This window comes from Pseudomonas sp. A014, assembly GCF_052378495.1.
Lineage (GTDB): Bacteria > Pseudomonadota > Gammaproteobacteria > Pseudomonadales > Pseudomonadaceae > Aquipseudomonas > Aquipseudomonas machongensis.
Map to the genome: position 1 here is coordinate 4123850 of NZ_CP199001.1, position 24735 is coordinate 4148584.

Consider the following 24735-nt stretch of genomic DNA (forward strand, 5'->3'; position numbering starts at 1 on the left):
ATGCGACTGACTGCTCTCCTGCCCCTCTCCCTGGCCCTGCTCGTCGCGCCCCTGGCCCAAGCAGAGCCCTGGCCCAAGCCGATTCAGCAGATGGAGGCCAAGGGCGCGGTGATCAAGGGCACGTTCGACGCGCCCAATGGCCTGCGCGGCTATGCCGCCGAGTACCATAGCAACGGCATCGCCCTGTATCTGACCCCCGACGGCAAGCACGTGCTGGTTGGCAGCCTGTTCAATGAACAAGGCCAGGACCTGAGCGCCGAGCCATTGGACAAGCTGGTCTACACACCGATGAGCAAGGAAATCTGGGCGAAGATGGAAAAGACCGCCTGGATCCAGGACGGCAAGGCCGATGCGCCACGCATCGTCTACCTGTTCAGCGACCCCAACTGCCCGTACTGCAACATGTTCTGGCAACAGGCGCGGCCCTGGGTCGACTCGGGCAAGGTGCAATTGCGCCATATCATGGTCGGCATCATCCGCCCGGACAGCCCTGGCAAGTCCGCCGCGCTGTTGTCGGCAAAAGACCCTGCCAAGGCACTGCAAGAACACGAAAGCGCTGGCAAGGCCAGCACGCTCAAGGCACTGGACACCATTCCCGAACCCACACAGAAGCAACTCGCAGCCAACCAGGCGTTGATGGAAGAAATGGGGCTGGGCGCAACGCCTGCGATCTTCTACCAGGATGAACAGGGACAACTGCAAAGCCAACAAGGCGCGCCACGCCCGGAAATGCTCGGCAAGATCCTGGGCAAGCGCTGACCTGATAAATCTGTCAGGTGCGAGACCGACGCAGTCTCCCTAGACTCCTCTTATCGCACCCTCGCGGCCACGCGATCGGTGCACAGGATGCGATGAGAAGAGGGATCGCAGATGCCTGCCATCAAGGCTGCACGCTACCATGCCGAAACACCGGACGTGACGGTGCTCTCCGGTGCAGCAGGCGCTACGGTGACGCTGCGCCTGCTGCGCTCCCCACAGGATGGAGCAGACATACCCGCAGCAAAACTGCTGCGTAACCGCACCCATGCAGATGCACTGACCCGCACCGTCCGCCAGTTCGGTGCCCGAGCATTGCAGGTATCGGCAGGCGCAACGACGCTGGCTGATGCCACGACGGTCGCCAGCCTCGGCGGCCGACAGTTGAAGCTGCATACCACCGACGGCGATACTTCACTGTCGCTTGATGATGCCACTGGTCGGCCGCTGTGGACCTGCAACGCACAGGGCACCCACCACACGCACACCTATGAAACCCCAGAACAAGGCGGACGCAAGAGCGCGGTCTTCGAGCACCCGGCCGCTGGCATTGCACGTATGCGCGAGCGCCTGGTGTATGCGCCAGCCACAGCTGCCGACCGCCAGCGCAACCTGGCAGGTGCCACGCTCAAGCATTTCGACAACGCAGGCCTGACCCATACAGCCTTGCTATCGCTGACCAGCAAACCTCTCGAAACCCGGCAACAGCTGTTGCAACCTCAAGCCGAACAACCCGATTGGGCTGGCAGCAGTGAAGGTGATCTGGAAGAGAACGTACTGATCACCGTTAACCGATACAACGCAGTGGGCGATGTGCTGGTACGCACCAACGCAGCCGGGGTCACGAGCTCGAAGACACTGGACGTCAGTGGCGCAGTACGTCAGATACATTTGCGCCAGGGTGCCAAGGAGGCCATGGCGCTCGCGGCTGTCACGCGCAGGGCCGATGGCATGGTCATGGCGCAGACGTCTGGCAATGGCGTGGTCGACCTCTATGGCTACTCGCCCACCAGTCAGCGCCTGATTCAACATCGTACGCAACGCCCAAGTGACCATGCGCTGGGCTATCTGCTGATCAGCGACCTGCACTATGGCTACGATCCCGCAGGCAACATCCTCGCCCTCGATGACCAAGGTGCCGACCCTCAATGGCATGACAACCTACAGTCTGACGGTCTGCGCGAATACGCCTACGACACCCTGTACCGCCTGGTCGAGGCCAGCGGGCGCGAGCGCAGCCCGGTCGGTGCCTACTGGTCGTCCTCCTTCGGAACGTCCGACCGCCAGGGCGGCATGGTCTGGACACCTTACAGCGAACGCTATGAATACGACGACGGTGACAACCTGGTCACCTTGAGTCACAACGGTGCTGCCGGTCAGCGCACCCAGCACCTGCGTGTGTCGACCCAAAGCAACCGCGCAATGCCCGAGGGCCACGGGCTGACACCAGACAACGGCTTCCTGCCTGGCGGCCTGCAGAAACAACTGGTCGATGGCCGGGCGCTGGCTTGGTTGGCCGATCACCAGCTGGGTCAGGTGTCGCTGATCAAACGCACCAACGGAGCGGCGGATGATATCGAGCAGTACCGCTACGCCAATGGCGGCACCCGCCGTCGCAAAATCAGTTCGGTGCGCATGGCCAACGCAATCCAGACCACCCTGACGACCTACATCGATGACTGCGAGGTACGCCTGCGCACGCTCGAAGGCCAGCCCCAGGCGCTCAAGCAGGTGGTGATCAGCGAAGTCGAGCAGGTGCGTTGGATTGAAAATCGCCGGAGTACCGAGGTTCACCTGCGCTATGGATTTAGCGATCATCTGGGCAGCAGTGCGGGAGAAACGGACGAGGCGGGAAACATCGTCTCGCGTGAGGAATACAGCCCCTATGGCGAAACAGTTGGCCTGGATGAGCAGGCAGCGGAAGTCGACGGATTAACCCAACGTACGTCGCGTCATGCCGGCAAGGAGCTCGATGCCAGCGGTCTTTACTACTACGGCTGGCGATACTATCAGACGGGGTTGGGCCGATGGCTGAGTGCCGATCCCGGTGGGCTTGTTGATGGCCCGAATCTGTATCGGATGAACAGAAATAATCCTCTGCGCTTTCGTGACGCTATAGGGATGTTTCCAACAGAGACCGTTTTGACTACCGTCATAGAAATATTTGCCATGTGGCTACTTCTGATGAACGTCGCGAATCTTGTTACGCACAACCAGCCCCTCTACTACCAGGTCAAAGATGCCGAGAGAAACGGAACATCACTGACAGCTCCCTTATGGAAACACTGGAGAGAACCGGGTGGCCGCCTCCATGTTGGATCCAGCGCACTAAGGACACTGTACATCCTTAATGCGATTGTTTTAATGATCTGGGGCTGGCTCTCCCCCAATGATCCCCTCACGATATATTTGACCATATTTGGCGCCGCCACATCGGTGATGAGAGAAACGCCTACACAATATCGGCTGTTTATGAAACATCGTAAAGCAGAACAAATTCGCCGTGCTCAGTTGGCGCCTGAAGAGGCTCCATCGTCCGAAAATGATGCTCAATCACCCGATAATCACAACTCCGTAGGCGGCGGAAAATTCGTTCACCAAAACCCCATTAGCAGACCACACTCGCCCATACTTGGGGAACAGCGCCCGAATACGCACGACGCTATAGAGAGGGCCGCCTTGCCCGGTCCATCGGCACATACCGACGCAGAAGAGGTGTCCCCTACACCGCAGCACATCGCCATCAATATTGACGGCCAAGATACAAATGAGACTCGACAGGTAACGACGCTAGCTCGCACGCACAGTACATCGAGCGATGAGAATACTCTCAACCTGCAGACACTGTTTTCTGACACCACCGACGACAATTCAAACTCCAGCCGGCGCTCAAGCCTATCAAGTAACTCTTCGACGCTGTCAAGTAACCCGTCGACGGTAAGAAAAAGAATGGGCGACTCTGGTCGTAGCACTCGTAGAAACAGCATCAACAACGCACAGCGTTAAATACAGCACGACACCCGCGCGGCTTGCCCGCGCGGGTGTCGTGGCCTGTTACAACCCCTCCAACTCCGCCATCAGATCACTCAACCGATCCACCTTATCCTCATCCAGCGCGCTGCCTTGCAACCCTTCGACATACACCGCCAGCTCTTCCACGGTGCTGCACTCGAACATCGCCCGCAGCGGCACATTCAGTTGCAGGCGCTTCTGCACGCGTGAGGCAATCTGCGTGGCCAGCAACGAGTGCCCGCCCAGTTCGAAGAAGTTATCGCGCACCCCGACCCGCTCAGCCTTGAGCACCTCGCCCCAGATACCGGCCAGAATCTCTTCCAGCTCGCTGCGCGGCGCCAGGTAATCCTGGCTGTGCTGGCCACCGATCTCGATGACCGGCAGCGCCTTGCGATCGAGCTTGCCATTGGCATTGTGCGGCAGGTTATCGAACCAGGCCCAGTGCAGCGGCACCATGTACTCCGGCAACTCGGCACGCAGACGCTGCTTGATCTGCTCGAGCAGACCCGCATCGGCCACCACGCCCTGGTGGGCTACCAGGTAGCCAACCAGATGCTTGCCATTGGCGCCCTCCTGGACACCGACTGCCGCATCGCGAATCTGCGGCTGCTCGTGCAGGCGCGCTTCGATTTCGCCAAGTTCGATGCGGTAGCCGCGGATCTTCACTTGGTGGTCAATGCGCCCGACATATTCGAGCACACCATCGGCACGGCGCCGCGCCAGGTCGCCGGTGCGATACAGGCGCTCGCCCGGCCCTCCATGCGGATGCGGGATGAAGGCCAGGGCCGTACGCACCGGGTCGCCAACATAACCGCGACCGACCCCCGTGCCGGCCACGCACAGCTCGCCCACCGCGCCCAACGGCACCAGCGTCTGCTCTTCGCCGTAGAGGTACAGGCGGTTGTTGTCGGTCGGGGTGCCGATGGGCAGGTAGCTGCCGCGGGTCGAGTCGGCATCGACACGGAAGAACGCCACATCGTCCGAACATTCGGCCGGACCATAGGCGTTGACCAGGCCGATCTGCGGATAGCGCTCCAGCCACTGGGCGGCCAGCTCCGGAGGCATCGCCTCGCCGGTCGGCAGCATCCAGCGCAGGCCATCCAATGCCTGATGATCGTTGGCCAGCATGCCCTGGATCAGCGAAGGCACGCTTTCCAGCACGGTGATGCCGCAGGCCTGGACATGCGCCAGCAAGCCCTGGGGATCGTGGGCAATGGCATTTGGCACGATCTCGACACGGGCCCCGAACAGCGGCGCTGCCAGGAACTGCCACACCGAGATGTCAAAGCTCTGCGAAGCGGTCTGGGCGATCACGTCGTGCTCGTCCAGCGCCAGGTACGGCACCTTGCTCAGCTGGTTGTTGAGCATGCCGCGCTGCTCGACCATCACGCCCTTGGGCAGCCCGGTGGAGCCAGAGGTGTAGATCACATAGGCCAGGTTGTCCGGCCCGCTGTGGATACCCGGGTTGTGGCCAGCGACCTGGCTAGCCTGGATATCCTCCCACACCAGCAGCTTCGGCCGTACCGCCCCGCCCAGCTCGTCGAGCAACTGCCCCGCCTGCTCGGCACAGGCGGCGCTGCACACCAGCACCGGCGTGCGGCTGAGCTCGACGATACGCTGCAGGCGCGCTGAGGGCAGGCCCGGATCCAGCGGCAGGTAACCCGCACCGGCCTTGAAGCTGCCAACGATCATCCCCAGCAGCGGCAGACCACGCTCGGCCAGCAGGGCAACGGGCTGATCGATGCTCACACCGGCTGCGACCAGCGCATGTCCCAGGCGGTTGGCGGCCAGGTTGAGCCCGGCATAGTCGTAGGACGCCTCCAGGCAACGGGCGGCGATACGCTCGGGGTGCGCCACGACGCGTGCCTCGAACAGCTCGACATAGCTCTGCTCCAGGGTATAGGCGTGCTCGGTGCGGTTGCAGTCCTCGAGCAGGAAGCGCTGCTCGTCGGCACCCAGCAGTGGCAGTGCCTGGACCTCACCCTCGAAGCCTTCGACCAGCGCCAGCAGCAGACGCTTGAATTCGGCCAGCAGGCGCTCGACGGTCGGGTAGTCGAAGTAGCGCTGGTCGAACGACAGGTGCAGGCCCAGGTCGTCGCCCGGGTAGCAAACCGCCGTCAGCGGGAAGTTGGTGTGGGTGCGGCCCGAGTCGGAGCTGGCGTTCAAGTGCTGGGCGTGGTCAAGCACATTGCTCTCGACCGGCGCGTTTTCGAACACGAACAGGCTGTCGAACAGCGCCTGCCCTTTGGGCAGCTCGCTGCACTCCTGGATCGCCACCAGCGGCAGGTACTCGTATTCACGCAACTGCATGTTGCGATCGAGCAGACCTTGCAGCCACTGACGCACGCTCTGGCGCTCGCCGGCCGCCGGCAATCGCACGCGCAAGGCGATGCTGTTGATGAACAGCCCGACCGTGCGCTGCATCTGCGGCAAGCTCACCGGGCGCCCGGCAACGGTCACCCCGAACACCACGTCGCGCTCGCCGCTGTAGCGGGCCAGTACCAGTGCCCAGGCCGCCTGGGCGAAGGTGTTGACGGTCAGTTGATGAGCCTGCGCCAGTTCACGCAGACGCGCCCCCTCGCTCACCTCAAGGCGGGTGTAGCAATCGCCGACGATCATGCCGTCCCCGGCGTGGTCATGGCGCAGCGGACGGTCGCTGGGGATCGCCGTGGCGCGTTCGAAGCCGGCCAGGTTGGCCTGCCACCACTGGCGTGCTTCGTCCAGGTCCTGGCGCTGCAGCCAGCCGATGTAGTCGCGGTAGCGCGGCGGCACCGGCAACTGCGCGGCACGGCCTTCGCCCAGCGCCTGGTAGATCTCGAAGAAATCGTTCATCAGCAACGAGCGGCACCAGGCATCGATGAGGATGTGATGGTTGCTCATCATGAACCAGTAGCGCTCATCGGCCACGCGCACCAGGCGCAGGTGGAACGGCGCCTCGCGCAGCAACTCGAATCCGGCTTCACGCTCCTGTTTGTGCAGGGCTTGCAGGCGGGCTTCCTGGCTGGCGTCGTCGAGGTCGCGCCAGTCCTGGTAGTCGACGGCGGTCTTGCCGGGCTTGTGGATGATCTGCAGCATCGCTTCGCCGGCGTTCCAGCTGAACGACGCGCGCAGGGCCTCGTGGCGCGCCACCACTGCCTGCCAGGCCTGAGCGAAGCGCTCCGGCTCCAGCGCACTGTTGATGCGGTAGCGGTCCTGCATGTAGTAGATGCCGGTGCCCGGTTCCAGCAGGGTGTGCAGCAGCAGCCCTTCCTGCATTGGCGTCAGCGGGTAGACATCCTCGATCTCGCCAGCCGGCACCGGCAGCGTGTCGATCTGCTCCTGGGTCAGTTGGGCCAGCGGGAAGTCCGACGGCGTGAAGCTGCCGTTGCCCTCGACCAGGCAGTGGGCGACCAGCGCCAGCAGTTCCTGGCGATAGGCTTCGGCCAGCTCGGCGATGGTCGCCTCGTCGTAGCGCTCTGTACTGAAAGTCCAGCGCAGTTGCAAGGCACCGCCATAGACCTGGCCATCCACGCTCAGCCAGTTGGGCAGTGGCGCGTCCGGGTCATGGGCCAGCCCCGCAGGGGCATCCAGCGGCTGGAACACGGCATTGGCGTCGAACTGCTGGTCGAACTGCCCGAGGTAATTGAAGGTGATGCGCGCCTGTGGCAACGCCGCCATGCGCTCACGCCCCGCAGAATCGGCCAGGTAGCGCAGCACACCATAACCCAGCCCTTTGTGCGGCACCTGGCGCAGTTGTTCCTTGATGCCCTTGATCGACGCACTGCGCGCGGCATCGTCGTCGCCGGTTGCCGAGCTCAGGCTCAGCGGATAGGCGTTGGTGAACCAGCCGACGCTGCGGGTCAGGTCGATATCTTCGAACAGCCCTTCGCGTCCATGCCCCTCAAGCTGTACCAGCACCTGCTCATCGCCGCTCCAGTGGCTCAGGGTGCGCGCCAGAGCGGTCAGCAGCAGGTCGTTGACCTGGGTGTGATAGGCCGCTGGCGCCTGCTGCAACAGTTGGCGGGTCTGCTCGGTGTCGAGCTCGATGGCCAAGGTGCGCGCATGGCGGTGCAGGTTGCCGCCCTGCGGGTGATCGCACGGCAGCTCGCGGCGCACACGCCCCAGCTGTCCCTCCCACCAGCCCAGCTCGTCACGCAGCGAGTCGCTGCCGGCATAGCTGGCCAGGCGCGCCGACCAGTCGCCCATGGCATGGGTCTTGGCCGCCAGGGTTTCACCGCGGTACAGCGCCTGCAGGTCCTCCAGCAATACACGCCAGGACACGCCGTCGACCACCAGGTGATGGATGGCCAGCAGCAAGCGTTGCGCGCCTGCGCCATCGGTCAGCAACAGGCCGCGCAACAGGGGCCCTTGCTGCAGGTCGAGGCTGCGCTGCACGTCGGTATAGAGCGCCTGGCAATCGTCGAAGGCAGCGACGGTCGCCGTCCACAGCAGCGGCTGGGCGCCGGCCTGGTCGTATTCCCCCTGCCAGCGGCCAGCCACCTGGGTGAAGCGCAGGCGCAGGCTGTCGTGATGCTGCACCAGCGCCGCCAGCGCAGCCTCAAGCCGGTCAGCGAGCAGCGGTTTGCGTGCTTCGAGCAGCACAGCCTGGTTCCAGTGCTGTGGCTGTGGCACTTCGCTGTCGAAGAACCAATGCTGGATCGGCGTCAGGCCGATACGGCCCTGACGCGCCCCCTGCTCCACATGCGTTGGCCCCGCGCCATGGCTGACCACGGTTGCCAGGGTCTGGATGGTCTGGTGCTGGAACAGGTCGCGCGGGGTGAACTGCAGGCCCAACTGACGGGCGCGGCTGACCACCTGGATCGACAGGATCGAGTCACCGCCAAGTTCGAAGAAATTGTCCTGCACACCCACGCGCGAGACATTGAGCACCTCGCGCCAGATCTGCGCCAACTGCGCCTCCAACTCATTGGCCGGCGCCTGGTACAACTGGTGTGCCTGCTCGAGATCCGGCGCTGGCAGCGCACGACGGTCGAGCTTGCCATTGCCCATCAGCGGCAGGCGATCGAGCAGTACCAGGTGCGCAGGCACCATGTAGTCGGGTAGATGTTGCCGGGCATGGGCTTTGACCGCCTCGCGCAGGTGCGCCTGGGCATCACTGCTCGCCTTGGCCTGAGGGCAGACCAGGTAGCCCACCAGTTGCTTGCCGCCCGGCAGGTCGAGGGCCAGAACCACGGCCTCCTCGACATCGGCGTGCTCCTGCAGGCGGCTCTCGATCTCGCCCAGCTCGATGCGGAAACCACGGATCTTCACCTGCTGGTCAGCGCGGCCGATGTACTCGACCAACCCGTCGGCGCGCAGGCGCACCAGATCGCCGGTGCGATACAGCCGGCCACCGTCATGGCTGAAGGGGTCGGCGACGAAACGTTCGGCCGACAGCCCCGGGCGGTCGTGATAGCCCTGGGCGAGGCCCGCGCCACCGACATACAGCTCACCGATGCCGCCCTGGGGCAACAGCGCCAGGTCCTCGTCGAGGATGTAGCCGGTGCGCGCCCCGATCATGCGGCCAATCGGCACGCTGCCCGCATCGGCCGACAAGGTATCGGGGGCCAGGCACGCCAGCGGCATGACCACGGTTTCGGTCGGGCCGTAGGCATTGAAGAATTGCTGCGGGGCGAAGGCCTGGCGGATGCGCTGCAAGTGCTCGCCGGTCAGCGCTTCGCCGCCGGTGATCACCAGGCGCACGGGCAGTTGCTCGCCACGCCCGGCCAGGAACTGCGCCAGCTGGCTGCCATAGCTCGGGGTGAAACCGAGAATGCTCACCTGCTGCTCGCGCACCAGGTCGCAGATCTCTTCGGCGCCCCACTGCCCCTGGGCGCGCAGCACCACACGTGCCCCGCACAGCAGCGGCGTGAGCAGGCGTTCGCTGGCCGCATCGAAGTTGATCGAATAGAAATGCAGCTCGCAATCGTCGCTGCGCATGCCGAAGTCGGCGATCACCGCCTGGCAATGCATGGCGATCTCGCCATGGCTGACCACCACGCCCTTGGGCTTGCCGGTGGAGCCGGAGGTGTAGATGAGGTAGGCCTGGTGCTGCGGCAGGTTGAGGTTGTCCAGTGGCGCATCGCTGTAGGCGGACAGCGACGCTGCGTCGTCCTCCAGGCTCCAGGTGACCACACCGGCCGGCAGTTCGCCAAGGGTCGCGAGCAGCTCGCGCTGGCCGATCAGCAGGCCCAGGCGGCTGTCCTCGATCATGTAGTGCAGGCGCTCGAGCGGGTATTCCGGATCGAGCGGCACATAGGCTCCACCGGCCTTGAGGATCGCCAGCAGGCCGACCACCATCTGCGACGAGCGCTCCAGCGCCAGGCCCACCCGCACTTGCGGGCCGACCCCGCGCTCACGTAGGGCTCGGGCCAGACGGTTGGCCTGCTGATCGAGCTCGGCGTAGCTCAGGTGCTGGCCGGCGAAGGTCAAGGCCCGGGCCTGCGGCGTACGTTCTACCTGAGCGGCGAACAGCCCGTGCAGGGTCTGGTCGAGATCGAAATCCTGTTCGCCCTGAAGCTGCCCGACCAGCTCCTGCTGCTCGGCACCCGACAGCATCGGCAGCTCGCACAGGCGTTGCTGCGGATCTTCGAGCATCGCCGCCAGCAACTGCTGCAGGTGTTCGGCCATGCGCGCGATGCGCGGCTCATCGAACAGGTCGCGGCTGTAGGTCAGGCAGCAGCCGAGCCGGCCGTCCAGGTCGGTGACTTCCAGGTACAGGTCGAACTTGGTGGCGCTGGCGTCGTTGACCAGATAGTCCACCTGCATGCCCGCCAGGGTGCGGCTTTGCTGGAAGGCCCAACGCTGCACGTTGCACATCACCTGGAACAACGGGTTGTAGGCACTGCTGCGCGGCGGCTGCAGGGCTTCGACCAGTTGTTCGAACGGCAGGTCCTGGTGCGACTGGCCGTCGATGATGGTCTGACGCATCTGCTCGAGCAGTGCGGCGGCGCTCATCTGCCCATCCAGTTCGCAGCGCAGCACCTGGGTGTTGAGGAAAGCACCGATCAGCCCCTCGCTTTCCGGACGGATGCGGTTGGCCACCGGCGCGCCGATACGCAGGTCGCACTGGCCGCTGTAGCGGTGCAGCAGTGCGGCCAGCGTGGCGGTCATGGTCATGAACAGGGTCAGCCCGCGTTGGCTGTTGAACGCATGCACACGCTCGACCAACGCCGGGTCGAGGTCGAAGCGGTACAGCTCGCCGCGATGGCTCTGCACCGCTGGACGCGGGCGGTCCGTCGGCAGTGCCAGGACCGGATGCTCGTCGCCCAGACGCGCTTTCCAGTAGTCGAGCTGGCGCGCGCCCTCCCCGCCTTCAAGCCACTGGCGCTGCCAGACGCTGTAGTCCAGATACTGCACTGGCAGCGGCTGCAGCGGCGATTCGCGCTCGTCGACGAAGGCTTCGTAAAGCTCGCCCAGCTCACGGGCGAAGATGTCCATCGCCCAGCCTTCGGTGACGATATGGTGCAGGGTCAGGACGAAATAGTGCTCACGCTCCTGCACCTTGACCAGGCAGGCACGCAGCAACGGACCACGCTCCAGGTCGAACGGCTGGTGCGCCTGCTCGTCGGCCAGCTGCTGCAGACGCTGCTGGCGATTGTCGGCCGGCAGCGCGCTGAAGTCCTGCCAGTCCAGGTGCAGGCCGCTGTCGTCGGCCACGCACTGGTAGGGCTTGCCATCGATGCTGGGGAAGGTGGTGCGCAGGGTCTCGTGGCGTACGATCAACGCCTGCAGGGCACGCTCGAAAGCGTCCACATGCAGCGCGCCGCATAGACGCGCCATGCCGCCGACGTTGTACGCGGGGCTGTCCGGCTCCATCTGCCAGAGGAACCACATGCGCTGCTGCGAGTACGACAGCGGCACGGCCTGACGGCGATCGACACGGGTGATCGCGCCCTGCAGGTTGCACCCACCGCTGGCGCGGATCCGCGCGATCTCGGCACAGAAGGCACCCAACTCACTGGCCTCGAACAGCGCCTTGAGCGGCAGCTCGACGTCACAGGCCTGGCGGCAGCGCGAAACGATCTGGGTGGCCAGCAGCGAGTGGCCACCGAGAGCGAAGAAGTCGTCCTGCAGGCCTACCTGGGGCAGGTTCAGCACCTCGCGCCAGATCGCCGCCACTTGCTGCTCCAGCGCGGACTGCGGCTCGACGTGTTGGCGTTGCTGCCAGACCGGCGCCGGCAGCGCCTTGCGATCGACCTTGCCGCTCGGGCCCAAGGGCATCTGCGCGAGGTGAACCAACTGCGCTGGCACCATGTAGGCGGGCAGTTGCGCGCCGAGGGTCGCCAGCAAGGCGGCGCTCTGCTCGACGCCGCTGTAGTAACCGACCAACTGCGCGCCGACAGCGTCGCGGTGGATCAGCACCAGCGCCTGCTCGACACCTGGCTGGGCCAGCAGCACGGCCTGGACCTCTTCAGGCTCGACACGGAAGCCGCGCACCTTGACCTGCTGGTCGAGGCGCCCGAGGTATTCCAGCGCACCGTCGTGCACCAGCCAGCGCGCGCGGTCGCCGCTGCGGTACAGGCGCTGACCGTCGCCATCGGGTTGCGGCACGAAACGCTCGGCGGTGAGTCCCGGACGTCCCAGATAGCCACGGGCCAGGCCCGCGCCGCCCAGGCACAGTTCGCCCGGCACGCCCGGTGCGGTCAGTTCGAATTCATCATCCAACACACGGCACAGCACATTGGCCAGCGGACGGCCGATGGGCGAGCGCTCGCCATCCTCGCGCTGGCTGTGCCAGTGGGTGACGTTGATCGCGGTCTCGGTCGGGCCATAACGGTTGTGCAACTGCACCTGGGGGAGCAAGGCCAGGGCCCGGTCGCGCAGGCTGGCAGGCAGCGCCTCGCCGCCGGAGAACAGCCGACGCAGGCTGGTGCAACCTGCGGCCAGCGGCTCCTGGACAAACACCTGCAACAGCGGCGGCACGAAGTGCAGCGTGGTCACTCCATGCTGCTGCACCAGTGCGGCGATGCGCTGCGGATCGCGGTGCTCACCAGGGCCTGCCAGTACCAGGCGGCAGCCGGTGACCAGCGGCCAGAAGCATTCCCACACCGACACGTCGAAGCTGATCGGTGCCTTCTGCATCAGCACGTCGCGGTCGTCCAGCGCATAGGTGGCCTGCATCCATTGCAGGCGTTCGGCCAGGGCAGCATGGGTGTTGCCCACGCCCTTGGGCTGACCGGTGGAGCCGGAGGTATAGATCACATAGGCCAGGTGCTCGCCTTCCAGGCGCAGGCCCGGGGCCTGGCTGGGCCAGGTGTCCAGGTGCAACTGGTCCAGCGCGATGGTACTGACGCCCTCGACCTGGGGCAGGCGCTGGAGCAGGGTGCTCTGGCTCAGCAGCAGGCCCGCACCACAGTCGGCGAGCATGTAGGCCAGGCGTTCGGCCGGGTAGTCGACATCCAGCGGTACATAGGCGCCGCCCGCCTTGAGGATCGCCAGCAGGCCGACCAGCAGTTGCGGCGAGCGCTCGACCGCGATGGCCACGCAGGTGTCCGGGCCGACGCCCTTGTCGCGCAGGTAGTGAGCCAGGCGGTTGGCCTGCTGGTGCAGGCTGGCGTAGTCGAGCTGACCGCCCTCCCACACCAGGGCGACGCGCTCCGGTGTCAGACGCGCCTGCTCGTTGAGCTGCTCGACCAGCAAGGCTCTGGCGGGCTCGGCAGGGGCCTGCCCCCAGGCGAGCAATTGCGCGCGGCCTGGCTCATCCAGCAGTTGCACTTCGCCCACGGCCAGCTGCGGTTGCGCGCAGACCTGTTCGAGCAGCGCCAGCAGGTGCTGGGCCAGGCGCTTGACGGTGCTGGCGTCGAACAGCTCGGCGGCGTAGTCGAAGGCCAGTGTCAGCCGGCCCTGGTGGTCTTCCTCACTGTGCAGTTGCAGGTCGAACTTGGCCTCGCGGCTGTGCCACGGCAGCTCTTCGGCAAGCAGTCCGGGCAGGCGGCGCAGCGCGGACAGGTCGCGCTGCTGGTGGTTGAACATGACCTGGAACAGGCCCTGCTCACGGGCCTGGGGCAGCGCTTCGAGCAGTTGCTCGAATGGCAGGTCCTGGTGCGCCTGGGCGCCAAGGGTGCGCTCACGCACCTGGGCCAGCAACTGGTCGAACGGCGTACGGCCGTCGAACTCGGCACGCATGACCTGGGTGTTGATGAAGAAGCCGACCATGGCCTGGGTTTCCAGGCGCGGGCGGTTGGCGTTGGGGACGCCGACGCGGATGTCGGACTGGCCGCTGTAGCGCTGCAGCAAGGCTTGCCAGCCCGCCAGCAGGACCATGAACAGGCTGGCCTGCTGGTCACGGGCCAGGCCCTTGAGAGCTTCGCCGAGTTTGGCGGGCACCTTCATGTTCAGGCGCGCAGCGCGCTGCTCGCCCAGCGCCGAGCGTGGATGGTCGGTGCACAGGTCGAGTACCGGCAATTCGTCGCCCAGTTGCGCCGTCCAGTATTCCAGCTGACGTGCAGCCTCACCTTCTGCCAGCCACTGGCGCTGCCAGGTGCCGTAGTCGGCGTAGCCCAGCGCCAGGGGCGCGAGATTGGGTTGCTGGCCCTGGCAGTGGGCGGCGTAGAGTCGGGCGAACTCCTCGAGCAGGATATTCAGCGACCAGCCGTCGGCGACGATATGGTGCAGGGTTACCCACAACTGGTGTTCTTCATCGTCCAGGCGCGCCAAGGTCACGCGCAGCAGCGGCCCTTGGAGCAAGTCGAAGGGTTGGCGGGCCTCATGCTCGCGACGATTGGCGACCTCGCTGGCGTCCACCCCTTCGAGATCGACACGCTGCAAGGCAAAGTCGGCATGCGCCAGCACATGCTGCAGGGCCTCGCCATCCACTTCGCTGAAGCGCGTGCGCAGGGATTCGTGACGCTCGACCAGCGCCTGGAAGCTCGCCTGCAGCGCTACCTCGCCCAGTTCGCCACGCAGGTGCAGGCCGGCCGGGATATTGTAGGCAGCGGACTGCGGCTCCAGTTGCCACAACAACCACAGGCGGTTCTGCGCCAGCGATTGCGGCAATGCCTTGGCGCGATCGAGGGCGGCGATGGCGCCAGTGCCCTGCCCGCCCTGCTCCAGCACGCAGGCCACTGCCGCGCTGTAGTCGGCCAGTACAGGCGCTTCGAACAGGGTACGCAGGCTGAGCGTGACACCCAGCTCGTCGGACAGCCGCGCGGTGACCTGGGTGGCGGCGATGGAGTTGCCGCCCAGCAGCAGGAAATGATCGTCCGCCGTCACCGCCTCGACCTTGAGCAGGTCGCGCCATACCGCCGCGATGCGCATCTGCAGGGCATCGCCGCTGGCACCCCGCTCGGAGGACGCGGCATCTGCCGGGAAGCGAGCATAGCAATCGAGGCTGCCGTCGCTCATGCGCAGACGGCAGGCCGAACGCTGCAGCTTGCCACTGGAGGTCTTGGGCAGCGCCCCCGGGTTGAGCAGCAAGACCACGGCCGGCGCCTGGCGGCACGCGTCGGCGATGACCTGGCGCAGGGTCTTGATCAGCGCTTGCGCAGGCATCGCCTTCTGCACATTGCGGCTGACTTCCACCGCCACGCCGATGCCCTCTTCGCCTCGATCATCCACGGCGAACACCGCCACGCGCCCTTTGCGCAACACATCGACCTCACGCTCGAGGGTCTTCTCCAGATCCTGCGGATAGAGGTTCTGGCCGCGCACGATCAGCATGTCCTTCAACCGCCCGGTGACGAACACCTCGCCATCGCGCATGAAGCCCAGGTCGCCGGTGCGCAGCCAGGTCTGGCCATCCATCTCGACAAAGGTACGCGCCGTGGCCTCGGGGTTGCGCCAGTAGCCCCGCGCAATGCTCGGGCCGCCGGCCCAGATTTCGCCCACCCGGTTATCGCCCAGCACCGCCAGTTGCTGCGGTTCGACGATGCGCACCGCATGGCCCGGCTGCGGATAGCCGCAGCTCATCAGCACGCTGCCCTTGCCAGGCTCGGCGCGGTTGGCGGCGAAGGCCTCGGCATCGAGCTCCAGCGCGCCAATGCCCTGGCCGCGTCGGCTGCCGCTGACGAACAGAGTGGCTTCGGCCAGCCCGTAGCTGGCGAAGAAGCTGCTCGCCTGGAAGCCGCAGGCGGCGAACTTGCCGGCAAACGTCTCGAGGCTGTCCTGGCGGATCGGCTCGGAACCGGAGTAGGCCACCCGCCAGCGGCTGAGGTCGAGCCCGGCCAAGGCCGCTTCGCTGACCCGTTCGCTGCACAGGCGGTAGGCGAAATCCGGGCCACCACTGATGGTGCCACCGTATTCGCTGATCGCCTGCAGCCAGCGCAGGGGCCGGGCGAGGAAGTAGCCCGGCGACATCAGCACACAGGGCACACCGCTGAAGATCGGTTGCAGCAGGCCGCCAATCAGGCCCATGTCGTGGTACAGCGGTAGCCAGCTGACGATCACGTCGTCAGGGTTGAGGTCGATGCCAAAACCCTGGCGGATCAGTTGCTCGTTAGCCACCAGGTTGCCATGGCTGACCTGCACACCCTTGGGCAGCGCGGTGGAGCCAGAGGTGTACTGCAGGAAGGCGATGTGCTCGCCGGCCAGCGCCGGTTCACGCCAGTCGTCGGCCAGCTCAGGGGCCAGACGGTCCACCGCCAACAGGCCCGGGGCAGCATCCGTCGCCAGAGCATCGAGGCCCTGCAAACTGTCATGAAGCGCTTCTACCGTCAGCAGCAGACGCGGCTGGGCATCGTCGATGATCGACAGCAGCCGCTCCTGATGGTGCTGGCGCGAAGACTCCGGCGGATAGGCCGGCACTGCGATCACTCCGGCATACAGGCAGCCGAAGAATGCCGCGACATAGTCCGGACCGCTGGGAAACAGCAGGATCGCCCGATCGCCGAACGTGGCACGGGCCTGCAGGGCGGCGGCGATGGTACGGGCGCGCAGGTCCAGCTCGCGGTAGCTGAGCACCGCCTGTTCGCGGGGATCGTCGGCCAGAAAGCGCAAGGCGATCCGGTCCGGGGTCGCCGCGGCGCGTTGCGCCAGGGCCTGGACCAGCGTGAGCGGGAGTTCGAAGGCGTCCGTCATGGAGTATTCCTGCCAGTGTCTGGGTAAGTCGGGCCGGGGCCGGGCCGGGTGCGCAAGGCACGTCGGGCGGGCGGCAGTCGGCGGCCGGATGTACACAGGGGAACGGATGGGCCGGAGAAATAATTAGAAACGTCGCGGGCCTGCGAACGACGTTCACACAGGGGTCATGGAGGGGGTGCAGCTTAGACCACAATCGAATAGAGACTCACTTACTTCTGTATTTGACAATCATTATCATTCTGAATAGTTTGTCGCACGTTGTAGGAAGCATGACTAATCGGTGTGCTCCCTTTCCTCACAGAGACAAGGTGATTTCCATGGCGGAACAACTATCCACAAGTAAGTGCGATTCACCATTACTCCAGGCGTTCGTCGACAATCGCAGCATCCTCGTCAAGATTGCCGCCCGTATCACGGGCTGTCGGTCGCGCGCCGAGGATGTGGTGCAGGATGCCTTCTTCCGGCTCGGTTCCGCGCCGCAGATCACGTCATCGTTCAAGGCCCAGCTCAGCTACCTGTTCCAGATCGTGCGCAACCTGGCCATCGACCACTACCGCAAGCAGGCGATGGAGCTGAAGTACTCGGGCAGCGAGGAAGAAGGCATGAACGTGGTGATCCAGAATGCCTCGCCAGAAGCCACCCACATCAACCTGGCGACCCTCGAGCACATCGCCGAAGCGCTCAACGAGCTGCCCCAGCGCACTCGCTACGCGTTCGAGATGTACCGCCTGCACGGCGTGCCGCAAAAAGACATCGCCAAGGAGCTCGGGGTCTCACCAACGCTGGTCAACTTCATGATCCGCGACGCGCTGATCCACTGCCGCAAGAACAGCCGCCAGGCCGAGGGCTGACCGCCTCACAGGTACCGCGCGCATCGCACGGCACCTGTCAGCGGCCCACGCCCTGCGCGCCGCTAGACCAGCGTGCAACGATCGAAGAAACGCTCACGCCCCAGGATCATCAGCGCCGCCCGCTTGTGCGGGAAATCGAACTCTTTGTCGCAGTGGAAGCACTGATCGTGCATGTAGCCGATCATCTTGCCGTTGTCGGCGCGCGGCTCGGCGACGACGCGCTGGGTGCGCGGGTCGTCAAGGAACAGGTAGTGCACCAGCGCCGACATCCAGCTCGCCACCTTGTGCGGGCCACGGTGCGCCTGTTCGCCCACGAGCATATGGATACCACGGTCGTAGTCGTCGGCCGGATAGAACGGCGCGATGCGGTCTTCCTTGGCCCAGTAGGCTTCGAAGTAGGCGAACGGCTCATCGTCGAAACAGCCGATGAGTGTCAGGGTGTGCGGGTCTGCCTCGAGCTTGCTCAGGTATTCGCGGTGCTGCTCCAGGCTGCCCTGTTCCTGCCAGAAGTGCGCGACCCGGGGCTCGTTCTGCCAACGGTTGAAACGCGCCAGGTCCTGCTCGACTTCCAGGGTGCGTAGCGACACCCACGCCCCCAGGCGCGCATCGAAACGGCGATACACCTCGCCCCGGGGTTTGGGTGGGCGGCGTGGATGGCGCTTGCCGTTGCTGATCTGCATCTGCTGCGGGTAGACACCGCTCTGTACCTCGCCAAGCCAGGGCTGCGGCAACTGCCAGAACAGCGCTCGCTCGCAGATCAACACGTGCGCTTGCTCGCTGGGCACCAGCAGGCCGCTCGCCAGCAACGACGGTACCCACGCTGGCGCCTTCGGCACATGCCAGGCCAGGCGCTGGCAGGCGGGATCGCGCGACAGCAGCCAGTAACAGGCAGCCCACAGGGCCTGGGCGCCGCGATCCGGGCAGACGGTTTCCAGGTGAACCTGCACAGGGTCGGCGGGCACCAGGCGTACCTGGATCAGCGGGCGCCCCTCCAGGGTCAGACTCAACCGGGAACCGGTCTCGTCGCCTTGCAGGCTGTGCCATCGAGGAAGGGAAAGCGGCGTCGAAGCAGCGTCGAAAGGCATGGTCATGGCTCACGGAAAAATGGAATCACACTCAAGTGTCTGAACGTGATCGCAGCCCGCGAATTTAATTGTTCGGCGTTTGCACGGTGATCCGATAAGGGCCGAAAAGCGCTGCCAGCTCACCGCTGTCGCGCAGGCGCTGCATCAACTGGGTGAAGACTTCGGCGCGGATCGGCGCGCCAGGACGCAGTAGCGCGTAGTGATGGTAGACCTGATCGACCCGATCCGAGGCCATCAGCTCGCTGCCCTTGGCCGGGTTGCGCTTGAGGTAGTCACTCAGGTACGAGCGGGTCACCAGGGCAATGTCCGCACGCTCGCGTTGCACCATCGACAGGTTGCTGTCGTGGGAATAGGAGAGGATGGCCCGGAAGGTCTTCTTCAAGTACTCAGGGTCGGGATTGAAATCGGCAAACGCGTAGTGATAGCCATTGAACAACGCCAGGCGCTTGCCTTTGAGGTCATCGAAATAACGCTGGTCACGCCCTGCCTGACGATGGGCGACGAAGATCTCGGCATCTTCCAGGCCCATGTCGACTACCGTGTGTGGGATCTGCTGCCAACCCCATTGCGGGTTCTCGAAGATCGCCATGTCGGTGCGACCCTGCTGGAAATCACCAAAACGACGCGGGATCGAGGTTGGTACCAGAACGAAACGGTAACCGGCCTGGAGCTGGTTCAGTGCCTCGGCGAGCTGCGGCAACAGCCCCGTATCGGCCCCCTGCTCCGGACGCACCGTATAAGGCGGGAAATGCGCAGCCCCGATCCGCACCTCCACCATTTCGGCGGCACAGGCCGAGCCGGCCAGCCACAGTGCAGCGAGCATCATCAGGGATGACAGGGCCTTGGGGGCGGGCAGTGGCGTCAAGTGAGGCACTCAAATCACGGGCGTGGACCTTGATGCGCCTAAGCTAGGCGTTTTCCTGTCAGGGCACAACCGCTGGTTATGCCAAAATAGCGGCATTCTGCCAGGGGATGCCGTAAGGGTTCTGGATTGGCTACGCTCTAGGGTCTGTCTGAAATGTGTCTGCGCGAGTGCAGACACATTTCAGACAGACCCCAGGGGCCCGCGGCCCTGGCCCATGCCTAACGCCGCGGACCACAGCGTCTTGCAAGGGAGCCTGGTATGGGCCATTGGCTGGTCATCGACCTGGAAGCCACGACCGACGACGGTGGCTGGCCGGTCACCGAGATGGAAATCATTGAAATCGGCGCAAGCCTGGTCACCCGCGAAGGCCGCGAGGTCGATCACTTCCAGCGCTTCGTCAAGCCGCGGCGGCGTCCGCAGCTGACACCGTTCTGCCGCGAGCTGACGCACATCGGCCAGGCCAGTATCGACAGCGCGGCACCGTTCGCCGAAATCTGGGCGCAGTTCGAGCGCTGGCTGGGTCATCACCAGGCGCAGTTGCAGGCCTGGGTCAGCTGGGGCGACTACGACCGCCAGCAGTTGTTGCAGGAATGGCAGCAGCATCAGGTCAGCAGCCTGCTGGCGCAGTTACCGCACATCAACCTCAAGCAGCGCTTCGCCAAGGCCCGCCACCTGCAGCGCCCCACCGGCCTGAACGGTGCGCTGCAACTGGCGGGCATGCAGTTCGTCGGCCAGCAGCACCGGGCGCTGGAGGATGCACGCAATACCGCGCGGTTGCTGCCCTTGAGCCTCACCTGAAAGCAGATGACGGCCGCGCAGGGCTTGGGCATACTGGCCAGCCTTTTTTCAGCCCTTCTGTTCAGGAGTCGCCCATGTTCCAGGTCAACGAGTACTTCAACGGCACCGTCAAGTCGATCGCCTTCGCAGGCGAAGAAGGTCCGGCCACCGTGGGCGTGATGGCCCCGGGCGAATACGAGTTCGGCACCGCCAAGCGCGAGATCATGCACGTGGTCTCCGGCGCCCTGATCGTCAAGCTGCCAGGCAGCGACAACTGGGAAACCTTCAACGCTGGCGACAAATTCAATGTACCTGCCGACAGCAAGTTCCAGCTGCAGGTCAAGGTCGATACCGCCTACCTGTGCGAGTATCGCGACTAAGCATCAGGCGCTTCGCGGGCTTGCCCGCGAAGAATCCAGCGCTAACCCTTCAGAAACCCCGCCACCTTCTCAGCCGCCGCCTGCAGATGCTGCTCATGGCTGAACCCTGAAGCTTTCAGCGGCTTCAGATCATGATCCCCCGCCACCAGCCAGTTCACCTCGATCGCCGGTGACAGCGCATACCCTCGCACCGCCTCCCGATTCCCCAGCGCATCCCGCTCGCCCTGGACGATGAGCGTCGGTGTCTTCAGCTCGGCCAGATGCTCGACCCGCGGCTTCTCCGGCTTGCCCACGGCATAGAACGGATACCCCAGGCACACCAGCGCATCGACCTCCAGCTCATCGGCCAGCAAACTGGCCATGCGCCCGCCCATCGACTTGCCGCCGATGGCCAAGGTGCCCGTGACCAATGGTCGCACCTGCCCATACACCTCGCGCCAGCACTCGAGCAGCACCTTCTGCGGATTGGGCGGACGCTTGCCGCCGTTTATCCGGCGCTCGGCCATGTAGGGGAATTCGAAGCGGATCACCCCGACCCCAAGCCCCGCCAGCCTTTGCGCGATCTCGTCCATGAACGCGCTGTCCATCGGCGCACCGGCGCCGTGGGCCAGGATCAGGCTGCAGGAACGCCCCTGATCGCCCCGGATTTGCGGCGGATCGACGCGCAAGCCTGGGACATTTCCCACTTGGGCCCATTGATCCCCGTCAATACCGGCACATTGCCCATCTTTCATGCTTGCCTCGCTGTTTAGCCTGCCTATAACCGTGGATGGGAACCCATACATGAACACAACCAGCAGTACCGCCTACAACTACAAGGTGGTCCGCCAATTCGCCCTCATGACGGTGGTGTGGGGCATCGTCGGCATGGGGCTCGGCGTCTTCATCGCCGCGCAACTCGTCTGGCCGAGCCTCAACTTCGACCTTCCGTGGACCAGCTTCGGTCGTCTGCGACCGCTGCACACCAACGCGGTGATCTTCGCCTTCGGTGGCTGTGCCCTGTTCGCCACCTCGTATTATTCGGTGCAGCGTACCTGCCAGACCATCCTCTTCGCGCCAAAACTGGCGGCCTTTACCTTCTGGGGCTGGCAACTGGTGATCCTGCTGGCAGCGATCAGCCTGCCACTGGGCTACACCAGCTCCAAGGAATACGCCGAACTGGAATGGCCGATCGACATCCTGATCACCATCGTCTGGGTCTGCTACGCCATCGTGTTCTTCGGCACGCTGATGAAGCGCACCACCAAGCACATCTACGTGGGCAACTGGTTCTTCGGTGCCTTCATCCTCACCGTGGCGATCCTGCACATCGTCAACAACCTGGAGATGCCAGTCAGCCTGACCAAGTCATACTCGGTCTACGCCGGGGCCACCGACGCCATGGTGCAGTGGTGGTACGGCCACAACGCCGTAGGCTTCTTCCTGACCGCAGGCTTCCTGGGGATGATGTACTACTACGTGCCCAAGCAGGCCGAGCGTCCGGTGTATTCCTATCGCCTGTCGATCGTGCACTTCTGGGCGCTGATCACCCTGTACATCTGGGCCGGCCCGCACCACCTGCACTACACCGCCCTGCCCGACTGGGCCCAGTCACTGGGCATGATCATGTCGCTGATCCTGCTCGCACCGAGCTGGGGCGGGATGATCAACGGCATGATGACCCTCTCCGGTGCCTGGCACAAACTGCGCAGCGACCCGATCCTGCGCTTCCTCGTGGTGTCGCTGGCGTTCTACGGCATGTCGACCTTCGAAGGCCCGATGATGGCGATCAAGACCGTCAACGCCCTCTCCCACTACACCGACTGGACCATCGGCCACGTCCACGCCGGCGCCCTGGGCTGGGTGGCGATGATCTCCATCGGCGCGCTGTACCACACCATTCCGAAGGTGTTCGGCAAGCAGCAGATGCACAGCATCGGCCTGATCAACGCGCACTTCTGGCTGGCAACCATCGGCACCGTGCTCTACATCGCCTCGATGTGGGTCAACGGCATCGCCCAGGGCCTGATGTGGCGCGCGGTCAACAGCGACGGCACGCTCACCTACTCGTTCGTCGAAACCCTGGTGGCCAGCCACCCCGGCTTCATCGTGCGCTTCGTCGGCGGGGCGATCTTCCTCAGCGGCATGTTCCTGATGGCCTGGAACACCTGGCGCACCGTGCGTTCGCCAGCGCTTGACGCCGCCCCTGCGAACGCCCAGCTGGCTTGAGGAGACACGCCTGATGAAACATGAAGTCATCGAGAAAAACGTCGGCCTGCTGGCCTTGCTGATGGTGTTCGCCGTCAGCATCGGCGGCTTGACGCAGATCGTCCCGCTGTTCTTCCAGGACGTCACCAACAAGCCGGTCGAGGGCATGAAGCCCTACACCGCGCTGCAACTGGAGGGCCGCGATATCTACATCCGCGAAGGCTGCGTGGGCTGCCATTCGCAGATGATCCGCCCATTCCGCGCCGAGACCGAACGCTATGGCCACTACTCGGTGGCCGGTGAAAGCGTGTGGGACCACCCCTTCCTCTGGGGCTCCAAGCGCACCGGCCCGGACCTGGCCCGCGTCGGCGCACGCTACTCCGACGACTGGCACCGCGCGCACCTGTACAACCCGCGCAACGTGGTACCGGAATCGAAGATGCCGGCCTACCCGTGGCTGGTCGCACAGCCGGTCGATAACAGCCACACCGACACCAAGCTGCGCGTATTGCGCACCCTCGGCGTGCCCTACACCGACGAAGACATCGCCGGTGCCCGCGACGCAGTCAAGGGCAAGACCGAGATGGATGCGCTGGTCGCCTACCTGCAGGTGCTGGGCACCTCGATCAAGAACAAGAGGTAAGCACGATGGAATTCGACATCGGCATGATCCGCGGCCTCGGCACCCTGGTGGTGATGATCGCCTTCATCGGCCTGTCGCTCTGGGTGTTCAACCGCCGCCGCGACCGTGATTTCGCCGAAGCGCGCCTGCTGCCCTTCGACGACGACCGCCTGCCCCCTGCCGGGCAGGAACCTGCCATGAGGAGTAACGGGCAATGACCACCTTCTGGAGTACGTACATCAGCGTACTGACCATCGGCAGCCTGATCGGCCTGACCTGGTTGCTGCTCGGCACCCGCAAGGGCCAGAGCAACAACACCACCGACCAGACCATGGGCCATAGCTTCGACGGCATCGAGGAGTACGACAACCCGCTGCCCAAATGGTGGTTCTGGCTGTTCGTCGGCACCCTGGTGTTCTCGGTCGGCTACCTGATCCTCTACCCGGGCCTGGGCAACTGGAAAGGCATCCTGCCTGGCTACGAGAATGGCTGGACCCAGGTCAACGAATGGCAGAAAGAAATGGACAAGGCCGACGCCCGCTTCGGGCCGATCTTCGCCAAGTTCGCCGCCATGCCGGTGGAGGAAGTGGCCAAGGATCCGCAGGCATTGAAGATGGGCGCACGCCTGTTCGCCTCCAACTGCTCGGTGTGCCATGGCTCGGACGCCAAAGGGGCCTATGGTTTCCCCAACCTGACTGACAAGGACTGGCGCTGGGGCGGTGAACCCGAGACCATCAAGGCCTCGATCATGAACGGCCGCCATGGCGTGATGCCAGGCTGGGCCGAGGTCATCGGCGAACAGGGCGTGGCGGATGTCGCAGGTTTCGTGCTCACCAACCTCGATGGCCGCAGCCTGCCTGAAGGGGCCAAGGCCGACGTGGCCAAGGGCAAGGAGATCTTCGCCAGCAACTGCGTGGCCTGCCATGGGCCGGAAGGCAAGGGCACCCCCGCCATGGGCGCACCCGACCTGACTCACCCGCAGGCGTTCATCTACGGTTCGAGCTTCGCCCAGTTGCAGCAGACCATCCGCTATGGTCGCCAAGGCCAGATGCCGGCCCAGGCCGAGATCCAGGGCAGCGACAAGGTGCACCTGCTGGCGGCTTACGTGTACAGCCTGTCCCATGATGAAAACGCTGAAACGCTGACAGCCCAGTAATACCCCGCAAAACCCTCCTGTGGGAGCGGCGACTCGCCCTCCCACAGG

General features: G+C 64.7%; 13 protein-coding genes. 9 read left to right on the forward strand and 4 right to left on the reverse strand.

The window, feature by feature from the left end; translation table 11 throughout:
- Together dsbG and ACTYOL_RS19150 are read left to right on the forward strand one after the other, a co-directional pair.
- Positions 1-759, forward strand: a complete 759-nt coding sequence (gene dsbG, locus ACTYOL_RS19145; RefSeq protein ID WP_444756929.1) for a thiol:disulfide interchange protein DsbG — start codon at positions 1-3, stop codon at positions 757-759.
- A 111-nt stretch (positions 760-870) separates the two neighbouring features.
- Complete coding sequence (locus ACTYOL_RS19150) at positions 871-3762, forward strand: RHS repeat-associated core domain-containing protein (RefSeq protein WP_444756930.1); 2892 nt, start codon at positions 871-873, stop codon at positions 3760-3762.
- Positions 3763-3810: 48 nt separating this feature from the next.
- Here the strand turns inward: ACTYOL_RS19150 and ACTYOL_RS19155 are convergent, their stop codons facing one another.
- On the reverse strand, positions 3811-16764 hold the full coding sequence (locus ACTYOL_RS19155; protein ID WP_444756931.1) for a non-ribosomal peptide synthetase: 12954 nt from the start codon (positions 16762-16764) through the stop codon (positions 3811-3813).
- A 317-nt stretch (positions 16765-17081) separates the two neighbouring features.
- Here ACTYOL_RS19155 and ACTYOL_RS19160 point away from each other — a divergent pair, with 317 nt between their 5' ends.
- Positions 17082-17615, forward strand: coding sequence for an RNA polymerase factor sigma-70 (locus ACTYOL_RS19160; RefSeq protein WP_054894776.1), 534 nt, complete (start codon positions 17082-17084; stop codon positions 17613-17615).
- A 62-nt stretch (positions 17616-17677) separates the two neighbouring features.
- On the opposite strand, the gene ACTYOL_RS19165 is transcribed toward ACTYOL_RS19160, so the two are convergent.
- Positions 17678-18700: a GNAT family N-acetyltransferase gene (locus ACTYOL_RS19165; RefSeq protein WP_444756932.1), complete on the reverse strand. Its 1023-nt coding sequence runs from the start codon at positions 18698-18700 to the stop codon at positions 17678-17680.
- Between the two features lie 64 nt (positions 18701-18764).
- The gene (locus ACTYOL_RS19170; RefSeq protein ID WP_444756933.1) at positions 18765-19565 is read right to left on the reverse strand and encodes a substrate-binding periplasmic protein; all 801 of its coding nucleotides are present in this window, start codon (positions 19563-19565) and stop codon (positions 18765-18767) included.
- Positions 19566-19823: 258 nt separating this feature from the next.
- Here ACTYOL_RS19170 and ACTYOL_RS19175 point away from each other — a divergent pair, with 258 nt between their 5' ends.
- Positions 19824-20363 (forward strand): exonuclease domain-containing protein, encoded by a 540-nt coding sequence (locus ACTYOL_RS19175; RefSeq protein ID WP_063545644.1) that lies wholly within the window; start codon positions 19824-19826, stop codon positions 20361-20363.
- A gap of 74 nt (positions 20364-20437) precedes the next feature.
- Entirely contained in the window at positions 20438-20722 is a 285-nt protein-coding gene (ppnP, locus tag ACTYOL_RS19180; RefSeq protein ID WP_054894773.1) for a pyrimidine/purine nucleoside phosphorylase, read from the forward strand.
- A gap of 41 nt (positions 20723-20763) precedes the next feature.
- Here ppnP and ACTYOL_RS19185 read toward each other — a convergent pair whose 3' ends face one another.
- Positions 20764-21456, reverse strand: a complete 693-nt coding sequence (locus ACTYOL_RS19185; protein ID WP_200602794.1) for an alpha/beta family hydrolase — start codon at positions 21454-21456, stop codon at positions 20764-20766.
- A 49-nt stretch (positions 21457-21505) separates the two neighbouring features.
- Between ACTYOL_RS19185 and ccoN the strand changes: the two genes are divergently transcribed.
- From ccoN to ccoP, 4 genes are read left to right on the forward strand one after another with little or no spacing between them, the layout of a single operon-like run.
- Complete coding sequence (gene ccoN, locus ACTYOL_RS19190) at positions 21506-22930, forward strand: cytochrome-c oxidase, cbb3-type subunit I (protein WP_063545645.1); 1425 nt, start codon at positions 21506-21508, stop codon at positions 22928-22930.
- Positions 22931-22943: 13 nt separating this feature from the next.
- Positions 22944-23552 carry a cytochrome-c oxidase, cbb3-type subunit II gene (gene ccoO / locus ACTYOL_RS19195; RefSeq protein WP_054894770.1) on the forward strand — a complete coding sequence of 203 codons (609 nt, stop codon included), beginning with the start codon at positions 22944-22946 and terminating at the stop codon, positions 23550-23552.
- Between the two features lie 5 nt (positions 23553-23557).
- Positions 23558-23749, forward strand: a complete 192-nt coding sequence (locus ACTYOL_RS19200) for a cbb3-type cytochrome oxidase subunit 3 (protein ID WP_054894769.1) — start codon at positions 23558-23560, stop codon at positions 23747-23749.
- Positions 23746-24687, forward strand: coding sequence for a cytochrome-c oxidase, cbb3-type subunit III (ccoP, locus tag ACTYOL_RS19205; protein ID WP_197891586.1), 942 nt, complete (start codon positions 23746-23748; stop codon positions 24685-24687). The genes ACTYOL_RS19200 and ccoP overlap by 4 nt, the downstream gene beginning before the upstream one ends.
- The last annotated feature ends 48 nt before the right edge of the window (positions 24688-24735 follow it).

What these genes read in the sequence shown, in the direction of transcription:
- dsbG (WP_444756929.1), top strand. Translation starts at nt 1, where the DNA reads ATGCGACTGACTGCTCTCCTGCCCCTCTCCCTGGCCCTGCTCGTCGCG.
- ACTYOL_RS19150 (WP_444756930.1), top strand. Translation starts at nt 871, where the DNA reads ATGCCTGCCATCAAGGCTGCACGCTACCATGCCGAAACACCGGACGTG.
- ACTYOL_RS19155 (WP_444756931.1), bottom strand. Translation starts at nt 16,764, where the DNA reads ATGACGGACGCCTTCGAACTCCCGCTCACGCTGGTCCAGGCCCTGGCG.
- ACTYOL_RS19160 (WP_054894776.1), top strand. Translation starts at nt 17,082, where the DNA reads ATGGCGGAACAACTATCCACAAGTAAGTGCGATTCACCATTACTCCAG.
- ACTYOL_RS19165 (WP_444756932.1), bottom strand. Translation starts at nt 18,700, where the DNA reads ATGCCTTTCGACGCTGCTTCGACGCCGCTTTCCCTTCCTCGATGGCAC.
- ACTYOL_RS19175 (WP_063545644.1), top strand. Translation starts at nt 19,824, where the DNA reads ATGGGCCATTGGCTGGTCATCGACCTGGAAGCCACGACCGACGACGGT.
- ppnP (WP_054894773.1), top strand. Translation starts at nt 20,438, where the DNA reads ATGTTCCAGGTCAACGAGTACTTCAACGGCACCGTCAAGTCGATCGCC.
- ACTYOL_RS19185 (WP_200602794.1), bottom strand. Translation starts at nt 21,456, where the DNA reads ATGAAAGATGGGCAATGTGCCGGTATTGACGGGGATCAATGGGCCCAA.
- ccoN (WP_063545645.1), top strand. Translation starts at nt 21,506, where the DNA reads ATGAACACAACCAGCAGTACCGCCTACAACTACAAGGTGGTCCGCCAA.
- ccoO (WP_054894770.1), top strand. Translation starts at nt 22,944, where the DNA reads ATGAAACATGAAGTCATCGAGAAAAACGTCGGCCTGCTGGCCTTGCTG.
- ACTYOL_RS19200 (WP_054894769.1), top strand. Translation starts at nt 23,558, where the DNA reads ATGGAATTCGACATCGGCATGATCCGCGGCCTCGGCACCCTGGTGGTG.
- ccoP (WP_197891586.1), top strand. Translation starts at nt 23,746, where the DNA reads ATGACCACCTTCTGGAGTACGTACATCAGCGTACTGACCATCGGCAGC.